The 20679-nt window shown below is 59.3% G+C and carries 22 protein-coding genes; 11 read left to right on the top strand and 11 right to left on the bottom strand.

Annotation, left to right across the window (positions count from 1 at the left end; genetic code table 11):
- Positions 1-73 precede the first annotated feature (73 nt).
- Complete coding sequence (locus ACN19L_RS02360) at positions 74-1669, top strand: hypothetical protein (RefSeq protein ID WP_426491950.1); 1596 nt, start codon at positions 74-76, stop codon at positions 1667-1669.
- 61 nt (positions 1670-1730) lie between these two features.
- Here ACN19L_RS02360 and ACN19L_RS02355 read toward each other — a convergent pair whose 3' ends face one another.
- Positions 1731-2855 (bottom strand): DNA topoisomerase IB, encoded by a 1125-nt coding sequence (locus tag ACN19L_RS02355; protein ID WP_426491949.1) that lies wholly within the window; start codon positions 2853-2855, stop codon positions 1731-1733.
- Between the two features lie 253 nt (positions 2856-3108).
- On the opposite strand from ACN19L_RS02355, the gene ACN19L_RS02350 reads away from it, so the two are divergent.
- Both ACN19L_RS02350 and ACN19L_RS02345 read left to right on the top strand, forming a co-directional pair.
- On the top strand, positions 3109-3918 hold the full coding sequence (locus ACN19L_RS02350) for a M48 family metalloprotease (RefSeq protein ID WP_426491948.1): 810 nt from the start codon (positions 3109-3111) through the stop codon (positions 3916-3918).
- Between the two features lie 147 nt (positions 3919-4065).
- Entirely contained in the window at positions 4066-5250 is a 1185-nt protein-coding gene (locus tag ACN19L_RS02345) for an App1 family protein (protein ID WP_426491947.1), read from the top strand.
- 97 nt (positions 5251-5347) lie between these two features.
- On the opposite strand, the gene ACN19L_RS02340 is transcribed toward ACN19L_RS02345, so the two are convergent.
- Both ACN19L_RS02340 and mtgA read right to left on the bottom strand, forming a co-directional pair.
- Positions 5348-5797, bottom strand: a complete 450-nt coding sequence (locus ACN19L_RS02340; protein WP_426491946.1) for a YybH family protein — start codon at positions 5795-5797, stop codon at positions 5348-5350.
- Between the two features lie 107 nt (positions 5798-5904).
- Positions 5905-6648, bottom strand: a complete 744-nt coding sequence (mtgA, locus tag ACN19L_RS02335) for a monofunctional biosynthetic peptidoglycan transglycosylase (RefSeq protein ID WP_426491945.1) — start codon at positions 6646-6648, stop codon at positions 5905-5907.
- A 210-nt stretch (positions 6649-6858) separates the two neighbouring features.
- On the opposite strand from mtgA, the gene ACN19L_RS02330 reads away from it, so the two are divergent.
- Both ACN19L_RS02330 and ACN19L_RS02325 read left to right on the top strand, forming a co-directional pair.
- On the top strand, positions 6859-7491 hold the full coding sequence (locus ACN19L_RS02330; protein WP_426491944.1) for an LON peptidase substrate-binding domain-containing protein: 633 nt from the start codon (positions 6859-6861) through the stop codon (positions 7489-7491).
- A 61-nt stretch (positions 7492-7552) separates the two neighbouring features.
- On the top strand, positions 7553-8770 hold the full coding sequence (locus tag ACN19L_RS02325) for a metallophosphoesterase (RefSeq protein WP_426491943.1): 1218 nt from the start codon (positions 7553-7555) through the stop codon (positions 8768-8770).
- Here ACN19L_RS02325 and ACN19L_RS02320 read toward each other — a convergent pair.
- Both ACN19L_RS02320 and ACN19L_RS02315 read right to left on the bottom strand, forming a co-directional pair.
- Positions 8757-9659 carry a diacylglycerol/lipid kinase family protein gene (locus ACN19L_RS02320; protein ID WP_426491942.1) on the bottom strand — a complete coding sequence of 301 codons (903 nt, stop codon included), beginning with the start codon at positions 9657-9659 and terminating at the stop codon, positions 8757-8759. The genes ACN19L_RS02325 and ACN19L_RS02320 overlap by 14 nt on opposite strands.
- Before the next feature lie 73 nt (positions 9660-9732).
- Entirely contained in the window at positions 9733-10506 is a 774-nt protein-coding gene (locus ACN19L_RS02315) for a M48 family metalloprotease (protein WP_426491941.1), read from the bottom strand.
- 226 nt (positions 10507-10732) lie between these two features.
- Between ACN19L_RS02315 and ACN19L_RS02310 the strand changes: the two genes are divergently transcribed.
- Positions 10733-10927, top strand: a complete 195-nt coding sequence (locus tag ACN19L_RS02310; RefSeq protein WP_426491940.1) for a hypothetical protein — start codon at positions 10733-10735, stop codon at positions 10925-10927.
- 99 nt (positions 10928-11026) lie between these two features.
- On the opposite strand, the gene ACN19L_RS02305 is transcribed toward ACN19L_RS02310, so the two are convergent.
- Positions 11027-11731: a murein L,D-transpeptidase catalytic domain family protein gene (locus ACN19L_RS02305; RefSeq protein WP_426491939.1), complete on the bottom strand. Its 705-nt coding sequence runs from the start codon at positions 11729-11731 to the stop codon at positions 11027-11029.
- Between the two features lie 246 nt (positions 11732-11977).
- Here ACN19L_RS02305 and ACN19L_RS02300 point away from each other — a divergent pair, with 246 nt between their 5' ends.
- Positions 11978-12379, top strand: coding sequence for a hypothetical protein (locus ACN19L_RS02300; protein ID WP_426491938.1), 402 nt, complete (start codon positions 11978-11980; stop codon positions 12377-12379).
- Positions 12380-12557: 178 nt separating this feature from the next.
- Here ACN19L_RS02300 and ACN19L_RS02295 read toward each other — a convergent pair whose 3' ends face one another.
- Complete coding sequence (locus tag ACN19L_RS02295; RefSeq protein ID WP_426491937.1) at positions 12558-12914, bottom strand: hypothetical protein; 357 nt, start codon at positions 12912-12914, stop codon at positions 12558-12560.
- A 307-nt stretch (positions 12915-13221) separates the two neighbouring features.
- Positions 13222-13695: a DUF4199 domain-containing protein gene (locus ACN19L_RS02290; RefSeq protein WP_426491936.1), complete on the bottom strand. Its 474-nt coding sequence runs from the start codon at positions 13693-13695 to the stop codon at positions 13222-13224.
- A 273-nt stretch (positions 13696-13968) separates the two neighbouring features.
- Here ACN19L_RS02290 and ACN19L_RS02285 point away from each other — a divergent pair, with 273 nt between their 5' ends.
- Both ACN19L_RS02285 and ACN19L_RS02280 read left to right on the top strand, forming a co-directional pair.
- Complete coding sequence (locus ACN19L_RS02285) at positions 13969-15591, top strand: ABC-F family ATP-binding cassette domain-containing protein (protein ID WP_426491935.1); 1623 nt, start codon at positions 13969-13971, stop codon at positions 15589-15591.
- Between the two features lie 19 nt (positions 15592-15610).
- Positions 15611-16378 carry a hypothetical protein gene (locus tag ACN19L_RS02280; RefSeq protein ID WP_426491934.1) on the top strand — a complete coding sequence of 256 codons (768 nt, stop codon included), beginning with the start codon at positions 15611-15613 and terminating at the stop codon, positions 16376-16378.
- A 120-nt stretch (positions 16379-16498) separates the two neighbouring features.
- On the opposite strand, the gene ACN19L_RS02275 is transcribed toward ACN19L_RS02280, so the two are convergent.
- Entirely contained in the window at positions 16499-16669 is a 171-nt protein-coding gene (locus tag ACN19L_RS02275) for a lmo0937 family membrane protein (RefSeq protein WP_426491933.1), read from the bottom strand.
- A gap of 338 nt (positions 16670-17007) precedes the next feature.
- Here ACN19L_RS02275 and ACN19L_RS02270 point away from each other — a divergent pair, with 338 nt between their 5' ends.
- Entirely contained in the window at positions 17008-17895 is an 888-nt protein-coding gene (locus ACN19L_RS02270) for a 3-hydroxyacyl-CoA dehydrogenase family protein (protein WP_426491932.1), read from the top strand.
- A 250-nt stretch (positions 17896-18145) separates the two neighbouring features.
- Complete coding sequence (gene msrA, locus ACN19L_RS02265; protein WP_426493560.1) at positions 18146-18688, top strand: peptide-methionine (S)-S-oxide reductase MsrA; 543 nt, start codon at positions 18146-18148, stop codon at positions 18686-18688.
- Positions 18689-18764: 76 nt separating this feature from the next.
- Here msrA and ACN19L_RS02260 read toward each other — a convergent pair whose 3' ends face one another.
- Positions 18765-19571, bottom strand: coding sequence for a hypothetical protein (locus tag ACN19L_RS02260; RefSeq protein WP_426491931.1), 807 nt, complete (start codon positions 19569-19571; stop codon positions 18765-18767).
- A 216-nt stretch (positions 19572-19787) separates the two neighbouring features.
- Positions 19788-20609 carry a 2,3,4,5-tetrahydropyridine-2,6-dicarboxylate N-succinyltransferase gene (locus ACN19L_RS02255; RefSeq protein ID WP_426491930.1) on the bottom strand — a complete coding sequence of 274 codons (822 nt, stop codon included), beginning with the start codon at positions 20607-20609 and terminating at the stop codon, positions 19788-19790.
- Positions 20610-20679 lie beyond the last annotated feature (70 nt).

Here is a 20679-nt window from a genome sequence, read left to right as displayed (position 1 = left end):
TTGTAGAACGGAGAATTGACTTTTCTGGCCGAGTTGCGTTGAAGGAACTCCTAGCCGCGCTTTTCCGCCCTGCATGACGCCACGAACTACTCTTCTTGCTACGCTGCTCGTCACCTTCGGGTGCAGCCGCAACACCTATTTTCAGCCCGATGCCCGGCTGGCTTTCCGCACTCCTCTGCCCTCCACTGCCGACAGTGCCCAGGTAACGGCCGGTCGACATTACCACCGCGGGCCGCTGGGCCGGTTCTTTCTGGGCCGCCACTACCGCACATCCTGGGCTCAGCCCGTTACCCTGCCCGTGTTCAACCCGCAAACGGCCGTGCCCGGCGGCCTGCGCTTCGGCAAAATCGGGGGCGGCTTCCAAACCACCAGCATGACCCTGGTAGGAGCCGACGGCCGGAGCTACGCCCTGCGCAGCCTCGATAAAGACCCTTACCGCACCCTGCCGAAGGTGTTGCGGCAAGGCTTTGTGCTCACAATTGTGCGCGACGCAACATCGGCTGGTATGCCTTACGGAGCGTTTGTGGTGCCCCCGCTGGCCGCGGCCGCCGGGCTGCCTCATACAACGCCCCGGGCTTTTTACGTACGCGCCGACGAGCAGGGCCTGGGGTCGGCCTCGGAGCGTTTTCAGGGCAAAGTGGTCTTGCTGGAAGAAAAATACGAAGGCAAGCAGAACATTGCCGGCCCGGTAGCCGGAGCCCTGGACCTGGAGGAATCGGAGGATGTGCTGGCGGAACGCTATGCTTCCCCCAAGCATCAACTGGACGGCAATGCCTACGTACGCGCCCGCCTGCTGGACCTCTGGCTCGGCGACTGGGACCGGCACGAAGGCCAATGGAGTTGGGCGGCCTACGCCCAGCCGGGGGGACGTACCCTCTGGAAACCAGTGCCGCAGGACCGGGACCAGGTATTCTTCCGGTTCGATGACGGCCTGGTGTCTTGGCTGGCGAGCAAGCTGGTGGCGAAGTTCCGCACATTCAGTCCCCGGTTTGAGAGTGTGGAAGGGTACACCCGTAATGCTGCGTTTATGGATGAGCGGGCGTTGGCGGCGGTGCCGCGCAGTGAATATCTGCGTACTGCCCGGGAATTACAGCAGCGCCTCACTGACAGCGTTATCGTGCGGGCCGTCCGGCAGGGACTGCCGCCTGAGGTGTTCCGGCTGGAGGGCCCACGGCTGATTTCCACCCTGCAGGCCCGCCGGGCCCAGCTACCAGCCGTAGCCGGCACATTTTACCAGCTGAAGGCCCGGCAGGTGCTGGTGGCCGGTACCGATGCTGCTGAGCGGTTTGTGGTGGAGCGCCGGGCTGATACTGCTACAGTGGTATCGGTCTATTCGCTTCCGCTCAACCAGAAAAACCCCGGCACTTCCCTCCTCTACCAGCGCAGCTTCAACCCCACCGACACCCGCACTGTGCTGCTGCATGGCCTGGAGGGTAAGGATGAATTCGTGCTGACGGGGCACGTGCGAAAGTCGCCGTTTATAGACATCTACGGCGGCCCCGATGAGGACACCGTGCAGGATTCCTCGCAGGTAGCCGGCCTGCGCAAGCGCACCCGTTTTTTTGATACCAAACGCAACAACGTGCTGGAGCCCGGCCCCGAAACCAAGGACCGCACCCAGCACGACGTTCTTTCCCATGCTTTTGACCGGGACGGCTCCGGCCGATAACCGGTAAGATAGGTATAAGGTGACAAGTGCTCCGGCTAATCAGCACTTGTCACCTTCTCTGCTACTTCTGCCCTTCCAGCTCGGCCAGCATATCCAGCACCATGTGCTCGGTGGGGCTGAGCAGGTCCTGTTCGGTAGGGTCGGCATCGTGGCGGCGCAGGTAGTCGATGAGCTTATCGGAGTTGAAAAGCTCAATTACCTGGGGATGAATGTAATATTTGGAGCACACGGTGGGCGTGTTACCCAGGTTCTCGGCCACGTCCTTAATGGCCCGTTTCAGGGTTTTGGGTTTGGGAAAGTTTGGCTCATCGGCCAGTATCCGTTCCAGACATTCCACCATTTTCACGGTGCCACCCCAGGTGCGGAAGTCTTTGGCGGAAAGCGCCATACCGGTAACCTCGTGCAGGTAGTCGTTTACATCCCCGGATTCCAGCTCCTGGCGGTGCCCGTCGGGGGCGTAGTACTGAAACAGGTGCTGGCCCGGAATTTCCTTGCACTTCTGCACCAGCCGGGCCAGCTTCCGGTCGTGAATGGTCAGATCGTGCGGTACGCCTTTCTTGCCCACAAAGCTGAAGCGGACATCCGCCCCCGATACCTGCACGTGCTTGTCGCGCAGAGTGGTGAGGCCGTAGGTTTTGTTTTTCTTGGCGTATTCCTTGTTCCCAACCCGAATAAACGATTGATCCATGAGCGTAAGCACCAGGGCCACTACCTTGGGCTTATCCAGCTGGGGGCGGGCCAGGTCGCGGTGCATGCGGGCGCGCAGCTCGGCCAGCTTTTCCCCGAAAGCCCGCAGCCGGCTGAACTTGGTAAGGGCCCGGGCCTGGTCCCAGGCCGGGTGATAGAGGTACTGCTTGCGGCCCTTGGCGTCGCGGCCGGTTACCTGCAAATGCGTGTTGGCTGAAGGCGAAATCCACACATCCGTCCAGGCTGGCGGTATCACGAAGCCCTGAATCCGGTGCAGCGTTTTCTCATCCTGCACCGGCTCGCCTTTGGGGCTCAGATAGGCAAATTCCCCGGCTTTGGTGGCCGTGCGGGTTAGCCCGGGCTTGGTATCGGTGAGGTAGCGCAGCCCGGCCAGCTCAGCCTGCCGGGCGGGGTCTTTATACAATAAATGCGCCTCCGTGAGCGGATCAAGACGCTTCTTTTTGGTTTTGGGGCGGGCGGTAGCAGCGGCAGTGGCCATGAGGAGCGAGGGAGTTACAGAACCGCCAACACGAGCGGTACCTGCCTGTACGCAGCAACGGCACCAAGGGTGCGGGCACTTGGCTGCTCTTGATTTTTTCGACCTGATTTACCGTTCTCTTGCCCGTTGCGGGAGGTACCGGGCGCAACACATGAGCGGCCGGGCGCGTTAGGCTGCCTACCGGCTCTGGCATTGTTTTTTCTAGGAGCCTGGTATCCGCTCCTTTCCCTTATTTCAATTTGACGCGCATCGTATGCACCACCTTCTGCAAAAAACCGGATTGCTGGCCGGCCTGGCCCTCACGCTAGGCGGTGTGGCCTCCTGCTCTAAAGACGGCGACGGGGTTCTACTGTTTTCCGTGGAGGACGACAAGGCCCTGGGCCAGAAAGTAGCCGCCCAAACCGATTCCACCTTCCGGGCTAAAGGCCAGCTGGTGGAACCCGGCAGCAACCCCCAGGCCTACGCTGCTCTGGGCCGCATTGTCACCCGGGTGCTGGATAACGGCAAGCTCCAGTACCGCAACGAGTTTCCCTGGGACGTAAAAATCATCCGCGACGACCAGACCCAGAATGCCTTTGCTACGCCCGGCGGCCACATTTACGTGTACTCGGGACTCATTAAGTACCTCGACAACGAAACGCAGCTGGCTGGGGTGCTGGGTCACGAAATTGCCCACGCCGACCGGCGGCATACCTCCCGGCAGCTGCAAAACCAGTATGGCATCAGCGTACTGCTGAGCTTGCTGCTGGGCGAAAACCAGAACACGCTGGCGGACGTGGCCTCCGGCCTGGGCCAGCTGAAATTCAGCCGCGACTATGAAACGGAGGCTGACACCTACTCGGTGGAGTACCTGAACGGCACCAACTATTACGCCTGCGACGGGGCGGCGGGCTTTTTCATCAAGGCCCAGAACGAGGGCCAGCAGAGCCCACCCGAGTTCCTGAGCACCCACCCCGACCCGGGTTCCCGCATCCAGAACATTCAAACCAAAGCCGACCAGCTGAGCTGCCGCAACCGCACGGCCGGCAGCTCCGATTTTGCGGCCCTCCGAAATGCTCTTTAAAGCAGAGCCTGCTACTTTTTAAAAAGCCTCCGGCCTGGGCCGGGGGCTTTTTTTGTGGCTTTCGATGCAGGTTTCTGGTCCCACTGACAACACTCGGCGGTGGGTTATACGTAGGTACAGACTCAGCAAATCACCCTTTCTCTTTTGATGGCACCATTATTCGATAAACTAAACGACTGGGCGGAACGCGCCGACGAGGCCCTCACGCGCACCCGCGCCCGGCTGGGGCTGCTGGACCCGCTGCAGCTGGTTGCCTACCGCAGCTACGGTACGCCCGAGCGCCTGTACGTGAAGGGCCGACTCCTCACTGACAAGGGCATCAGTGAGCCGGACCCTTCGGATTCGCGCTGGCACAACCTGCTGAATATGTACCGCCGTTTCGACAGCAACGAAATCAGCGGGGCGCAGCTGAGCGTGCTGCCCGCCGATGGCTCCGACCACACGGTGGTGTCGGATGAGGAAGGGTACTATACGCTGAACCTGGCGCCGCAGCAGCTGCCCGAGCCGGTGGATTACCTCTGGTACCCTGTGGAGGTGCTGCTGCGGCAGGCCCCCGCCCCCTTCCCCACGCCGCCCCGGCTGAGTACCCGCTCCATGGTGCTCATCCCGCCGGTTGATGCGGAGTACGGTATCATCTCTGACCTTGATGATACCGTTATCCAGACCTCGGCTACGGATTTGCTGCGCATGGCCCGCACGGTGCTGCTGCGCAACGCCCGCTCCCGCCTGCCCTTCAAGGGCGTAGCCGAGTTTTACCGGCAGCTGCAGCTGGGCCGCAATGGCAAGCGCAACAATCCGTTCTTCTATGTCAGCAGCTCGCCCTGGAACCTGTATGATTTGCTGGAGGACTTTCTGCACCTCAACGACATTCCGCCCGGCCCCCTGCTACTGCGCGACATGGCCCTGAAGCGCAAGCAGGCCGGCGCGGCCTCCGAACACCACGGCCACAAGCTCAAGGAAATCGACAACCTGCTGCTCACCTACCCCAAGCTGCCCTTCGTGCTCATCGGCGACTCGGGCCAGGAAGATGCCAACATTTACTCGGAGGTAGTGCGCCGCCACCCCGGCCGGGTGCTGGCCATCTACATCCGCGACGTGAACCTGCCGGAACGCTCCGCCATGGTACAAAAGGTATCCGCTGAGTTGGTGGATGATAAGGTGGAGATGCTGCTGGTGAAGGACACCGTGCAGGCCGCCGAGCACGCCGCCCGCACGGGCCTCGTTTTCCACGAAGCCATACCCGCCGTGGAACAGGAAAAGCGCAAGGATGAATCAGCCTCCGAAGAGGATGGCATGGATGGAGAAGGCAGCGGCCAGCCGGTGATGCAGTAGTGGAGTAACTGAGTGGCGGAGTAAGGGAGTAATTGTGCTAACGGCCCGAACGGCCTCGCCAGAACAATTACTCCCTTACTCCGCCACTCAATTACTCCTAGCTCGAATGATCCGCTACTACCACCCATTTCCCGTTGATGCGGCGCATGACCAGCAGAAAATGGCCCTGCAAGTCGCCGGCGGCAGGGCGGGCCAGGTGCCAGCGGCCAATTACCTGGGCCGCATCAGGGCTGAGAGACTGGATGCGCAGGTTGGAAAAATCGAGCTGGCCCATGGCGGCGGGCGTGGGGTAGCTACGGCGGTAGTTGTCCAGGGTGCGCTGCCAGCCGTAGGTCAGCCCGCTTTTCCCGATGAATACCAACGAATCGTTCTGCCAGTAGCCCCGCATGAAGCCCGCCACGTCGCCCCGGTTCCAGGCGGCGGTTTGGGTGCTGAGCACTTGCAGGATAGCCTGGCGGGAAGCGGCCGAATCGGCGGCCGTGGGCTGGCGGGCGGTGGTGCAGGCCGCCGCTAGTACCAAAGCCGCACTGAGAAAAACGTATTTCATCGTCGTAAAGCAAGAAAACCACTCGTGGAGCCTGCAATAACGTAAAAGGTCGGTTCTCGGCACACGGCCGAAACGGACCTTTTTACGGTAAGGCAATAGGTTCTTGGCTAATTCTCCGTCAGCTCGCGCACGTACACGGAGCCCCGCAGCTGCCGCATCCGGCGCAGCACCCGGCGCTGCTTGGCCCGGGCCTGGGGGCCGGGGTTGCTGGCCCGGAAGCGCAGCGGGTTGGGCAGCACGCCCGCCAGCAACGCCGCCTCCTGCGGACTTAGCTTACTGGCCGACTTATGAAAATACTGCTGAGAGGCCGCCTCGGCCCCGAAGATACAGTCGCCCATTTCGGCCACGTTCAGGTACATTTCCATGATGCGGCGCTTGTTCCAGAGCAGTTCAATGAGCAGGGTAAAATACGCTTCCGCCGCTTTGCGCACGTAGCTGCGGCCCTGCCACAGAAACACGTTTTTGGCCACCTGCTGCGAGATGGTGCTGCCGCCGCGCAGCTGCTTCTTGCCGCTCATGTTGGACTTGGCCGCCTTCAGCAGGGCGTCCCCATCAAAGCCGTGGTGCAGTAAAAAGCGCTGGTCTTCGGCGGCTACCAGCGCCAGCGGGAGCTGCGGTGATACCTCATCGAGGGTGCGGAAGCTGTAGCGGATGCGGCGGTCCTCCTCGCGGATGCCGTAGTAGCCCTTACCCACGGGGGCGTGGGCACAGCGGTCCAGCATCAGCCAGGTGGCGGGCGGACTCACCCACCGGTATAGCAGCACCCAGGCCACCGAAGTCAGGAACAATGCAGCCAGCACCTGCACGGCTATCCGGCCCGTCCGGCGGGCCCATACTCTGTAATCCGTCACGCAAAAGAGGGTTGCAATCCATGAGCCTTCTCTGGTAAGCCCAGCGCAAAAATAACGGCTTCTGCCTCGCAGATGCGGCTTGACCTCAGATGTTTTTGCTTGCCTACCAGATTTTGCCTTGCCAGCCTCGACCAAGAGTCTCAATTATTTGTTCATATTGATGTTTCGACCTATTTCTCCCCCGCATCTGCCCTAACCAGCCCACCCGCTATGCGCCAACTGGCCCTGTTTCCGCTGAACCTTGTTGTATTTCCCGGCGAAAAGCTGAACCTGCACATCTTTGAGCCCCGCTACCGTCAACTGGTGCAGGACTGCGTGCAGGAAGGCATTACGTTTGGCATCCCGCCCTACATCAACGGGGGAGTGAGCACCATTGGTACGGAAATGCGGCTGGTTGGCATTGAAAAAGCCTATAGCACTGGCGAGTCGGACATTCGCACCAAAGCGGTGGGGCTGTTCCGGGTGCGGGAATTTTTTCATGAGCTGCCGGGCAAGCTCTATGCCGGAGCTACTGTGGAGCCCCTGCCCGATGATACTGCCGCCGACGTGGCCCTGTACCACCGGACCCGCCAGCTGATTGAGCAGCTCTACGCCATTCTGGGGCTGCAGCGCCTGCTGCTGGAGCTGCCTGAAAATTTCCGGGCGTACGACGTGGCCCATCACCTGGGCATGAGCACAGAGCAAGAATACCAGCTGCTGGAAATGGAAACGGAGGTAGAGCGGCAGCAGCTCATTTTGCAGCACCTGGAAGCGGTACTGCCAGTGCTGCAGGAAACGGAGCGGCTAAAGGAACGGGTACGACTAAACGGGCACTTCAAAAACCTGACCCCGCCGGCATTTTAGCAGCCAGGCAGCAAATAGCCGCTTGTTTGCGTACAGAAGCTGTACTCTATTCCGTTCGTTCGTGTCGGCTACATTACTTCTATTCTGCACCCTCGCCGCAATAAGCGCCCTACTGCTCTGGCTGGTATTCCGGTACCGGCAGGAACGGCAGTACCGGCGGCGGCCCTACGTGGCCCCCACTCACAACAACTGGGCCAGCCAGCTTCTGCCAGCGCAAGCGCCCCGGCACCGCGTGGCCCTGCTCGGCGACCCCGGCGCGGTGGCCGCCACCGGCCCCGACCCGATTCTGGACTTGCTGGGCGACTGGCAGCAGCAAACCGGTCGGGCCGGTACCATCATCATTCTCGGCGATAATATTTATCCGGTTGGGCTACCCGCCCCCGAGCACCCCAGGCGGGCGCAGGCGGAGGCCCGGTTTATGGCTTTGCTTTCGGCCCTGCGGCAGTTTCCGGGGCGTGTAGTCCTGCTCAGTGGCAACCACGACTGGAACAAAGGCCGCCCCGATGGCTGGGCCTACCTGCAGCGCCAGGAAGCTTTTGTGCGGCAGCACCTGCCCACGGCGCACTATTTGCCGGTCAACGGCACTCCCGGACCCGTTACGCTGCAATTGGCCGACGATGTGCTGCTGGTAGTGCTCAACACGCAGTGGTGGGTACAGCGGGGCCCAAAGCCCGCCGCCGACAGTAAAGCCCCGTTCCGCCAGCTGCGGCAGCTACTGGAGGCCAACCGGCACCAGCGTGTGCTGGTAGCCGGACATCATCCGCTCTATTCCAACGCCCTGCACGGGGGCAAATTCACCGCCAAGCAGCACGTATTTCCGCTCACTACAGTGCACAAGCAGGCCTACGTGCCCTTGCCCGTCATCGGCTCTTTGCTGCCCCTCTACCGCAAGCTGGTGGGGGCGGCCGAGGATATGGCTCATCCCCGCTACCGCCGCCTGCGCCGCCGCCTGCTGCGGGTGCTGCACGATTTTCCCAACGTGATATACGCCGCTGGCCACGACCATAACCTGCAGTATTTTCAGCGGCACGGCGGGCACTACCTCGTAAGCGGGGCGGGCAGCAAAACGGCTTTCGTGCAGAAGGGCGGACGAGCGGCTTTCGTGCACGAGCACACCGGCTTTTTCAGCCTCGATTTTTACCCCGACCAGACCTGGCTGCGGGTGCTGGAGCCAGGTGCTGCCTCCGAAGTATTCCGACTACGGCTGTACCCGACCCCGGTGCCAGCTCCGCCCGTGGTAGCTCTGCCCCGCCTTCTGGCTCAGTTCAGGAACCGGTAGCCGGCACCAGCACCCGCAGGCTACCGGGCCGGATAACTACTTCCACCGGGGTAGGCAAGCGGCACGGCTCCCCATCAATCTGCACAAGCACCTCGGTGGTTCCAGGCACGGAAATACGGGCGTGTCGGCAGCACAGGCGCCGGGTATAGTCTGAGTCATCGAACTCACTGGCGTAAAGGCGATAAAGCAGCCCCGGCGCGGCCGTATTGGGAAATGGCGCAATCAGACAGATTTCGAACTGCCCGTCATCCAACTGCCCATTGGGGTTGATGACAACATTGCTGCCAAAGGTATTGGCGTTGGCAATGGTGAGCATAAATGCCGGACCCTCCCACGTTTCCTGGTCAGTTTCAATACGGTAGGTGGCGGGCTGGTAAGCGGCGTATTCCTGAGTGGCAATGCGCACGTAGGCCCCGGGCCCGCGCGCCGCCCCCTGGTCAAACCGTTCCACAATCAGGGCGTTGAAGCCTAAATCGGCGAGGTGAGCGGCGAATCTGCCACCCACCCGCAGGGTGTCCAACACCCGCACTTCGTAGTCCCAGGTGAGGCGCAAAGCTTCCTCCACGCTCTGGGGTACGCCCAAGTCTTTGGATAAACCATTGCCCGAGCCTAACGGAATAATCCCCAGCGGCCGGGTGCCCCCGCACAATACCTCGGCCACCAGGCTAACCGTACCGTCGCCCCCGGCCGCGAATACGGCATCCACGGCGTGGTTTTCCAGGTAATACCTCAGGTGCGTCTGGTCATCGTGCCCGGTGGTGTGAAAAAACCAGGCCTGACGGCCCCGCTCCGCGCAGTAAGCAGCAATGGTGGCCTCCAGTGCCGATTTATCTACGTCACCGGAAATTGGGTTCAGTACGAACAGCAGGTTATGGAATTGGGCAGGCATACTGAATAGCAAAAAAGTGGGAAGACAGGAATCCCCCATCTTCCCAAACATACTGTTTCCGCACGTACACGGCTTAAGGCTTCAAATTGGCCGGCAGGCCCTGGGGGTAGTCAGCGGCAATATCACGCTCTAGCTCCTGAATTCGGTTGCCGGGGTTTGGGTGGGTGCTCAGAAATTCGGGCGGGCTGCTGCCCCGGTTGGCGCCCTCCAGCACCTGCATCACCTGAATCATGGCCCGGGGGTCGTAGCCGGCGGCCGGCGTAAAGTCAACGGCCAACCGATCAGCTTCCAGCTCATCTTCGCGGCCGTAGCGCAGGGTAAGCAGTTTACCCACCATAGCGGCGGCGGCGGCACTGGCCGCCGTACCGGGGCGTTCCGGGTCGTAGAGGCCAATGGCAGCGGCCCCGGTCAACCCGCTCGTCAGGCGCGACTTGGCAATCTGCTCGGCCGAGTGCCGGCCCACCACGTGGCCGATTTCGTGAGCCAATACCCCGGCTACCTGGCCTTCGGTTTTCAGGTTTTTCAGCAAGCCGGCCGTGATAAACACCTGTCCGCCGGGCAGGGCAAAGGCGTTAATGGTATTTTCATCGGCGAGTAAATGGAACTGAAATTTGTAGGGCGACTGGCCGGCCTTAGTGGTGCTCACTATCTGCTGGCCAATACGCTCCACGGCCGCCCCGGCTTGCTTGTCGGGGTGAATGCCGCCGTATTGTTGGGCCATTTCGGGAGCCGCCTGCAAGCCCAGGGCAATTTCCTGCTGGGCCGACATATCTACGTGCTGCACTTCGCCGGTTACCTCGTTTTTCTGGGTATTGCAGTAGTAAGGTATGAACGCAAAGGCGGCCATGACCAAGGCAATGATATACCGTAAGTTACCTCGCATGCTGTCGTTGAGCTAGTGGTTTTGGAAAGAGAGGGGAGCGGGCACATCTGCCCTATAGGCCCTGTAACGCGGCCGCTAGCGTAGGGTTTCCAGCTCCCGAAACCCAAGACCAGCCCACTCACGTATCAGGCCCTGTTCCGGCGGCCGGACTTTCGGCCGCTTCTCTCCCCTACCGCAATTTTCCCTCCCTATGAATCAGAAACGCACTTTCGGCAGCATCCTCACCATCCTGGGCATCGTGGGTATCATCATGGGCGCTATGGCCTTTCTCGGCATCGGGGGCCTGGGCGTTGGCAAGATGAACTCCTGGGTTCCCTTCGTGGTGGGTCTGATTTTCTTCTTTGCGGGCATCAACTTGGTACGCACCACCAGCGACCGGGCGTAGCCGCCCCTGCTTGCTCTTCTGAAAGTACAACGGCCCTGCCGCCAGGAAATACATCCTGGCGGCAGGGCCGTTGTGGCTTATTTGAATGCGAAACCCTTATCAGCTGGCCGGCAGCCGGATGCCTTTGCTCTGCGCAAAGGCCAGCAACGCCGGGTCCAGTGCCAGCAGCTCCGACTGGTAGGCCGTACGTACCGGCGCGCTGGCAAATACCACCGTTCCACCTTTGATGCGACGAACGATAGCCGGCGTTTGCGTGACCGGTAACGCGGGGCAGCCCTGGCTGCGGCCCAGCCGTCCGTGCGCCCGGATAAACTCCTGGCTTACGTAGTCGGCTCCGTGTATTACTACCGCCCGGCTCAGCGCGTTGGTATTGTAACCAGCATCTACGCCCTGCAACCGCAGTGAGAGGCCGTGCTTACCCTGGTAGGTGTTGCCGGTTACGTAGAACCCCAGGCTGCTCATTTCTGAGCCCTCCCGGTTGGAAAACGTGCGGGCGTATTCCTCACCAGTATTCTTGCCGTGGGCCACCAGCGTCTGATATGCCAGCCGTCCCGCAGCCAGATCCACCACCCAGAACCGCTCCTGCGTGCTGGAACGCTGAAAATCAATAATGGTGAGCGTGCGACTGTTCTGGCTGATTACGCCCCGCTGCTGCAGGCTGTAATACCCGATCAGCGCTTTGCGGAAAGTTTCAAGGGGCAGCCCAGCTTGTACTAGGTGGGCCTGGGCATAGGTGGCGGTAACGTACTGCTCGAAAGCGGCGGTGTAGTACGCTCGCTCGGCCATGCTCAGAACGACTGGCACAGTAACAATTGCCTTGGTACCACTTCCCGTCAAAGCCACTTTGGTAGCGGCCTGCGCGCCGCGAACTTCACTCAACCACGAAAAACATACGAACAGGAATCCGGCCGCAACCGTCGGGAAATTCGTCATCAGCTAAACTAAGCAGCACAAGTAAAAGTAAACTACCCTGAGCAACGGCTCTGCGAAGGGCTGGCCAAAAATAGTACTTTTGCTTTACATATACTTGCCCGGCTCAACCACCTACCTGTGCAGATCGTTTCCTACGCCCGTCAGTCGCTCATTTTTCTACTAGGAGCAGGCTTTCTTTTTTTCGGTTGCGGCCATGCCCTGCCCGAGTTTCCCGAGTTCAATGCTACCGCCTGGCGCTCTGACCCATACGGCTGTCAGAACGCCCGGCGCCCGTTGTTGCCAGTGCTGGAAAAGCACCGCGACGACCTGTACGGAGCCAGAATCAACGAAGTAACGGCGCTGCTCGGTCACCCTGATGAGGAAGAGTTGGGTGAACAGAGCGACAAGGTGTACATCTACTATGTAACTCCCGGCCCGCATTGCCTCCCGGGCCATCCCCGCTCCTCCCGCAACCGGCTCCTGATTCGTAGCGGAGCCACTGGTACCGTCACTGAACTTATCATTCCAGTGCTACAATAGTAAAATGGATTATTCTTATATATAATTTCCTATAATACTTCCCCCCGGACACGTTATTTGCCTGCACTGGTATACCAGCGCCTGTTTTGAGCTAGCGCGCCGGTACCTGCCAAACGACAACGCGGCTACCCCTCTCAATGAAGGATAGCCGCATTGTCGTTTGGCAGGTACTGGCGCGCTAGCCCAGCCCCCCGTCGGTGGAGTTCACCGGCACAGCAATGGAGTCCCGTTGTTTATCATCGTGATACATGCTCAACTGGGAAGGCGTCAGAATCCGGCTGCATTCAATTTCATACTGAGTTTCCAGCTCGGCTAAGCGCGCGTTCCGTTCCGCAGTGTTGTGCTGGTACTGCCACTGAATCTCTTCGGCCCGGCTAATCTTGATTTTGTTGACGGCGCGCATCTGAATTATCTGCGCCTCATTCAGCCGGAGCTGTTGGCTCATGGTATGGGTCAGCTGCTCCACCTGGGCAGCAAAAGGCTCTGCATCGCCGGGGCGTTCAGCAAACCGGTCTTGCCGCTGGGCATGTGCCACAGAGCAGAAACCAAGTAATAAAAGGGCTACAATAAGAGCTTTCATACAGTAGGGAAAGCAGGCAGGTACTAAGAAAGAACAGGTTTGTGCAGAGAAACCATATTTCTGCCGAGAAAATTCCAATCTCTCTTCATCTATTTAATACAAATAAATAACAAACAAACCATATTAACAAGGCACGTTAATAGAAAATGTTAAAATATATATTACAATAATACAGTATAATAGTACTCATCTATTCCAGCTGCCTAAAAAAAGCCGGCCCTGTTGGGCCGGCTTTTTCAGAATTGCGGGTATGTATTGCTGGCTACTTAAGCCCGGTAAGCGGCTTGTGGTCGGGGCTTTTGTAGTACTGCATGGCAATCAGCGAGATAATCATGCCTGACATGGCTCCCTGTAGGATGATGGCCAGGAAGGCAATGGTCACTGACAAATCGAACCCGAACAGGTCCTGCGCCCGGATACCATCCATAATGTGCCGGTTCAGCACACCAGCATACAGCACAAAGAAGAAGCTGAATGCCACTGAGGCTACTACTGCAGTGATGATACCGGTACCAAACCCGTGCAGATAAGGCATACGGCCGTGGCGGGAGTGTTTGTAGTGCACGATGGCCATACAGATGCCAATGGCCAAAATCAGCCCATTCAGAAAACTCAACTCAATATGCTCGGTCAGCCCAAAGAGAGAGGCCGTCAGAAAGTAGAGAATCATGCCGCCGGCCGTGAACAGCCCGTACCGGACACCATTGGCTTCGGGGGTGAGGTGAGAGGTAGCCATAACGAGTGAAAGGTGAATGGTGGAAGTAAAACCTATTGCAGCTGGTTTCGATACCCCGGAACTACCAGCCTGGGGCCGGCTGTTGTTACCCTGCATCGGCCGCTGCCTATACTATACCATCCTGATGGGGAGACGGTTGTGTATGCGGCGGTTTTTTTTCGGCTTTGCGGGACTGGAAGCGGTGATATTCCGGCTAGCCGGGCCATTTTGTGTACTTTTGCGGGGCCAGTTGTTCGCCTACCGGCCTTTTCGGGTTTTCCCTACCATTTTTCTATGATCAGCACCTCCAACGTAAGCCTGCGCTACGGCAAGCGCATCTTGTTTGAAGACGTTACCATCAAGTTTATGCCCGGCAACGTGTACGGCCTCATCGGGGCCAACGGCGCGGGTAAATCCACGTTTCTGAAAATTCTCTCGGGCGAGATTGAGCCCAACACCGGCTCGGTGGATATGCCTAAGGGAGCCCGCCTCTCGGTGCTGAAGCAGAACCAGTTCGAGTACGATGCTTTTCCAGTGCTCCAGACCGTCATCATGGGCCACACCCGCCTGTGGAAGGTAATGGAGGAAAAGGACGCACTCTATGCCAAGGCCGATTTCTCGGACGCCGACGGGGAGCGGGCCGCCGAGCTGGAAGGTGAATTTGCGGACCTGGAAGGCTGGAATGCTGAGTATGAAGCCGCCGAGCTGCTCTCGGGCCTGGGCATCGGCGAAGACAAGCACCACACCCTGATGGCCGACCTGGGTACCTCCGACAAGGTGCGCGTGCTGCTGGCCCAGGCCCTGTTCGGCAACCCCGACGTACTGCTGCTCGACGAACCCACCAACGGCCTCGACGCCGAAACCGTGCTGTGGCTGGAAAACTTCCTCGACTCGTTTCAGAACACGGTAATTGTGGTGAGCCACGACCGTCACTTCCTTGACGCGGTGTGTAACTACATGGCCGACCTGGACTTCTCGAAAATTACCATGTACCCCGGCAACTACTCGTTCTGGTACGAAAGCAGCCAGCTGGCACTGCGCCAGCGCCAGGAGGTGAACAAGAAAACCGAGGATAAGCGCAAGGAACTGGAGGAGTTTGTGCGCCGCTTCTCGGCCAACGCCTCCAAATCCAAGCAGGCTACCTCGCGCCAGAAGCTGCTGCAGAAGCTTACGCTGGAGGAAATCAAGCCCAGCTCGCGCAAGTACCCCTACATTGCCTTCAAGCCGGAGCGCGAAGCCGGCAACCAATTGCTCACGGTGGAAAACCTGAGCAAGTCGGTGGACGGGCAGGTAATTTTCCGTAACGTATCCTTCTCGCTTGACAAGAAGGATAAAGTGGCCATCATCAGCCGCGACGACCGGGCCGCTTCTCTCCTGTTCGACGTGCTGTTTGAGCAGGTGAAGGCCGATACCGGCGACTTCAAGTGGGGCACTACCATTACGCCCAGCTACTTCCCAAAGGAAAACACCGAGTTCTTTGATACCAACCTGAACCTGGTGGACTGGCTGCGCCAGTATAGCACCGAAAAGGACGAATCGTTCATCCGGGGCTTCCTGGGCCGGATGCTGTTCTCGGGCGAGGAGTCGCAGAAGAAATCCAACGTGCTGAGCGGGGGCGAGAAGGTGCGCTGCATGCTAAGCAAGATGATGATGGAAGGCGGCAACGTGCTGGTGCTCGACGACCCGACCAACCACCTGGACCTGGAAAGCATTACGGCCCTGGATAACTCGCTGCGCGATTTTAACGGAACGCTGCTGTTTGCCTCCCACGACCTACAGGTAATTCAGTCGGTGGCTAACCGCATCATTGAGCTCACGCCCGATGGTATTATTGACCGGCGCATGAGCTATGAGGAGTACCTGGCCGATGAAAATATCAAGGTACAACGCCAGCGTATGTATCAGTTGGTATCGTAATTACGTTCTTGCTAGCATTATGAAACGACTCTTGTTCCTGATGCTGATGGGTGGGGCCGGCCTGGTTGGGCTGGCCCCTACCGTTTCAGCCCAAACCACCGATACCACCCGCACGGGAAAGCCCCAGCTGAACACGGCCCCGCCCGGTAGTGCCCCCACCCCCCGCCCCCAGCAGCCGGTGTATCAGCCTACCCCGGCGGCCCCGGCCCCTGAGCCCAACGTTCCGGCCTCCAATATGCCCTATGACCCCAACCGGCCCTCGGGCCTGGATCTGCCGGAGCGGCCGGGCGTGGCAGCGCCGCCCCCGCCACTGCGCAAGTATTTTCTGTACAGCAACTTCGGCCTGGGTTTCAGCAGCATATATGGTTTCAGCCAGTTCAGCGCCAGCGTTGCGCCCGCTATTGGCTACCGGTTCACCGAGCGGTTTGCGGCCGGTCCGGGTATTTCTTATGCCTACAACAGCTACTCATTGCGCGGGGCTGAAAGCATTAAAACCAATAGCCTGGGGCTGAAAGGATTTGCCCAGTTTATCGTGTACAAGGAGTTTTTTTTGCACGCCGAGTATGAAGTAACCAATGCCGAAGTCCTGTATCAGGATACGAACACCGGCCAGTTATTCAAGCGCAAACTCAACGTGACTACGCCCCTGGCCGGAGCCGGCTACCGCACCCGCTTCAGCGACCGGGCCGCCGCCGATATTGTGGTACTGTACAACTTTAACGACGGCATCAACGACATCTACGGGCAACCGGTTATCCGCTTCAGCTTTCTGTTTGATTTGAAATAGCCCCGCCTCCCCCGAACCGGCCTAAACACAGAACGCCCCGCTCAAAATGCTTGAGCGGGGCGTTCTGTGTTTTTGGACCTGCAGGCTCTTGCCTGGGCAGGACTAGTACCGGTGAAGCAGCTATACTACCCGGCCGCCGCGGATAACGCGCAGCAGAATGGCAATAATGGCAATAACCAGCAGAATGTGAATCAGGTTGTTACCGGCCATGCCGGTACCGAGCACACCGAAGAAGCCCAGAGCCCAGATGAGGATCAGCACAACGGCAATGATATACAGTAGATTTCCCATGGTAAGAGGAGAGAGTTGGTGGAAAAAAGGGAGAGAAAAGCGTGGCTGACCGGGTAAATTGGGTGAAGAAGCCTGGTCAGCCAATCTGCGGTTTTGTACGCGGGCCTTTCTGCAAAAGGTTTGCGGCAATGGATTATTTTTTTTGAATATCTCAAAAATCATGCGCAAATAACTTATTATCAACATATTACCCTATTCAAACTTTCTGCTAGCTGGCTGGTATATTCAGTTGCCACCCACGAGTAGCCTGGTTGGACAACTGTTGCCTTTTGGGTTAGCTTTGCGGCGGTAAGCCGGCAGGCCGGCTGCACTTCCCACCCACTTTTCTCCTTCTTCGCATGAACGTAGCCGTTATTGGCTCGGGCACCATGGGCAACGGTATTGCCCACGTATTTGCCCAGCACGGATTCGCCGTTTCCCTCATCGACATCAGCCAGCAGGCCCTGGACAAAGGTCTGGCCACCATCGGCAAAAACCTGGACCGGCAGGTAACTAAAGGCAGCCTCTCGGCCGACGACAAGGCCGCTACCCTGGGCCGCCTGACCACTTACACCAGCATTGCCGAGGGCGTGCGCAACGCCGGGCTGGTAGTGGAAGCCGCCACCGAAAACGTGGAGCTGAAGCTGAACATCTTCCGGGAATTGGACAAGCACGCGCCCGCCGATGCCGTTCTGGCCTCCAACACCTCGTCTATCTCCATCACCAAAATTGCGGCCGTCACCCAGCGGCCGGCGCAGGTGATTGGGATGCACTTCATGAACCCGGTGCCGGTGATGAAGCTGGTGGAAATCATCCGGGGCTACGCCACTTCCGATGAGGTGACGCAGCGCATCATGGACCTTTCGCGGCAGTTGGAAAAGACGCCCACGGAGGTAAACGACTACCCCGGCTTCGTAGCCAACCGCATCCTCATGCCCATGATCAACGAGGCCATTTACTCCCTGTATGAGGGCGTGGCCGGCGTGGAGGAAATTGATACGGTGATGAAGCTGGGCATGGCTCACCCGATGGGCCCGCTGCAGCTGGCCGATTTCATCGGGCTGGATGTGTGCCTGGCGATTCTGCGGGTGCTGCACGACGGCTTCGGCAACCCCAAATACGCCCCCTGCCCCTTGCTGGTGAATATGGTAACGGCCGGCCGTCTGGGCGTGAAATCGGGCGAAGGATTCTACAGCTGGGGCCACGGCACCAAGGACCTGGTAGTAGCCGACCGGTTCAAGAAGTAACTCCCGGAGCCGCACAGTACGCCGACTAAAATTAGCCAGCCCTGCCAACGCCCCCGGAAGCGCCTCACCAGGTGGCCGGGGCAGTGGCAGGGCTGCGTTTATTCTCGGCAGTAGCAAACTTTTTCCGCCTTAAATCCCTTATACCCGTATGCTACGAGCTATTATGACGGTGCTGTTGGGCGTGGGTCTGCTAACCACGGCCGCTGCCCAACCCACCGCCCTCTCCCACTCAACCAAGAAACCAACACGAATGGAACAGGCAACATTTGGAGCCGGCTGCTTCTGGTGCGTCGAGGCCGTTTTTCAGGACCTCAAGGGCGTCGAGAAAGTTGTATCCGGCTATATGGGCGGGCGCATTGCCAACCCTACTTATAAAGAAGTATGCAGCGGCCTCACCGGCCACGCTGAGGTGGCCCAGATTACCTACGACCCCAGCGTTATCAGCTTTGAGGAGCTACTGGAGGTGTTCTGGAAAACCCATGACCCCACCACCCTCAACCGCCAAGGGGCCGATACGGGCACGCAGTACCGCTCGGGCGTATTCTACCACAACGAGGAGCAGCGCCGCCTGGCCGAAGGCTACAAGCAGAAGCTGAACGCCGCCCACGCCTTCCCGAACCCGATTGTGACGGAAATTACGGCCGCCACCACCTTCTACCCCGCCGAGGATTACCACCAGAACTACTACAACCAGAACGGCCAGCAGCCCTACTGTCAGTTTGTGGTGAAGCCCAAGGTGGATAAGGTCCGGCAGGTATTTGCCGATAAGCTGAAGACGGCCGCCGTGAAGTAATGGAAGCCGCCGAAAACGCAAAAGTCCCGCCCCGAGCTATTCGGGGCGGGACTTTTTGCTACCGTACACGGACTGCTTACTGCTGCTCTACCAAATCAATCTGGAAGGGGCCATGCTCCCGGCCCAGGGCGTAGAACATAGCTACCTGGTTCATGAGAGTGCGGGCGTAGAGGTCGAGGGCGCGGGTTTCCAGAATCTGGTTGTTCTTCACGATAATGAAGCTCACCAATTCGCCGGGGTATGCCCCATCCTCACCCAAAGGCGGAATGGCCTCGAAGGGCGAGAAGTTTTTGACGGGCAGAAATTCACCTTTCGGCAGCTCCATCAGGGTTTTCTCGCTGTAAGGCACAAAGCCTTTCAGGTGCGAGTAACGATAGTTCGGGTTCCATACCCAGCTGCCGTTGAAGATGTAGTACTCATCGGTGCCCAGGCGCAGGAAGTCCCGCAGCGACACGTTAACGGCAATGCGCCAGTTGGTGCGCTCCTCCAGATTTTGCTTGATCAGGGCCAGGCGCGTGGGGTCGGGCGTATCGGTGAGGGGCTGGGTGAGGCGGGCATGGGCTACCAGCTCGCAGCCAGCGTACAGGTTCAGCAGCTGCTGCCGCCACGCGTTCTGGGCTCCTAACTGGTAGGCATCGGCGCGGGTGAACTCGAAGAAATTGTGGGTGTAGGGACCGGCAATGGCTACGCCGTCCCGGCCGTTGGGCTCGGCCCATTCTACCAGAAAGCACGGCCGGCTGCGGCCATCTACCCACGGCAGCTCCCGGTTGAAAGCTACCCGGGTTTGAACGGATTCCGGGGCAATTTCCAGCTCCTGGGCAATGTAGTCGCGCACTTCGTCGCGGGCCTGCGCGGCCGATACAACTGATTTATGGGTACTCATCAAGCAAAAGGGAAAGAATAGTCCGGTGGGCGGGCAGAAATTGCGCCCGTACCACTGCCCACAATGTTAGCAGATTTGCCAGTGTGGTCCTACGAAAATAGCAGGATTTGCCCGCCGGTATTATGGAACCCCAGACCGGCAACGCAAACGTCCCCTGCCCGGCTCGGCGTGAGCGGACAGGGGACGGTACAGGAGCACGCGCTAACCAGCAGAAGCTTACACGGCCACGTTATGCTCGCGCAGGGCGTCGTTGAGCGAGGTTTTCAGGTCGGTGCTAGGCTTGCGCTGTCCGATGATGAGGGCGCAGGGCACGTGGTACTCACCGGCCGGGAACTGCTTGGGCAACGAGCCCGGAATCACCACCGAGCGGGCCGGTACGTAGCCGCGGTATTCTTTGGGCTCAGCCCCGGTTACATCAATGATGCGGGTGCTGCCGGTGATGGTCACGCCGGCTCCGATTACGGCCTCTTTGCCCACGAAGCAGCCTTCTACCAGAATGCTGCGGGAGCCCACAAAAGCGCCATCCTCCACAATAACCGGCGCGGCCTGCACCGGTTCCAGTACGCCGCCGATGCCTACGCCGCCGCTCAGGTGCACGCCAGCCCCAATCTGGGCGCAGGAGCCCACCGTAGCCCAGGTGTCCACCATCGTGCCCTCGCCTACCCACGCGCCGATGTTTACGTAGCTGGGCATCATGATAACGCCGGAGGCCAGATACGCGCCGTAGCGGGCCACGGCCGGGGGCACCACGCGCACGCCTTGCTGCTCGTAGTTGGTTTTGAGCTGCATCTTGTCGCGGAACTCGAAGGGTCCCACTTCAATAGTCTCCATCTGGCGGATGGGAAAGTACAGGATAACGGCCTTTTTCACCCAGTCGTTTACCTGCCACTCGGCGCCTTCAGCACCCGGCTGGGCCACGCGCAGGCGGCCTTTGTCCAGCTCCTCAATTACGTGCTGGATGGCCTCGGTGGTGGCAGGTTGTTGCAGCAGGCTCCGGTCGTTCCAGGCCGCTTCGATGAAAGTTTGTAGCTCAGTCATGAAAATGAAGTATCAGGTTGTAGAGGTCAGTCAGGGTTGGCCACCCGCCGAATCAGAAGGTTCCTGACAA

It is taken from the genome of Hymenobacter sp. 102, from assembly GCF_049949205.1.
In the GTDB taxonomy this organism is placed as follows: domain Bacteria; phylum Bacteroidota; class Bacteroidia; order Cytophagales; family Hymenobacteraceae; genus Hymenobacter.
The sequence above is the reverse complement of the archived record's forward strand: the minus strand, read 5'-3'. Positions and strand labels throughout refer to the sequence as shown.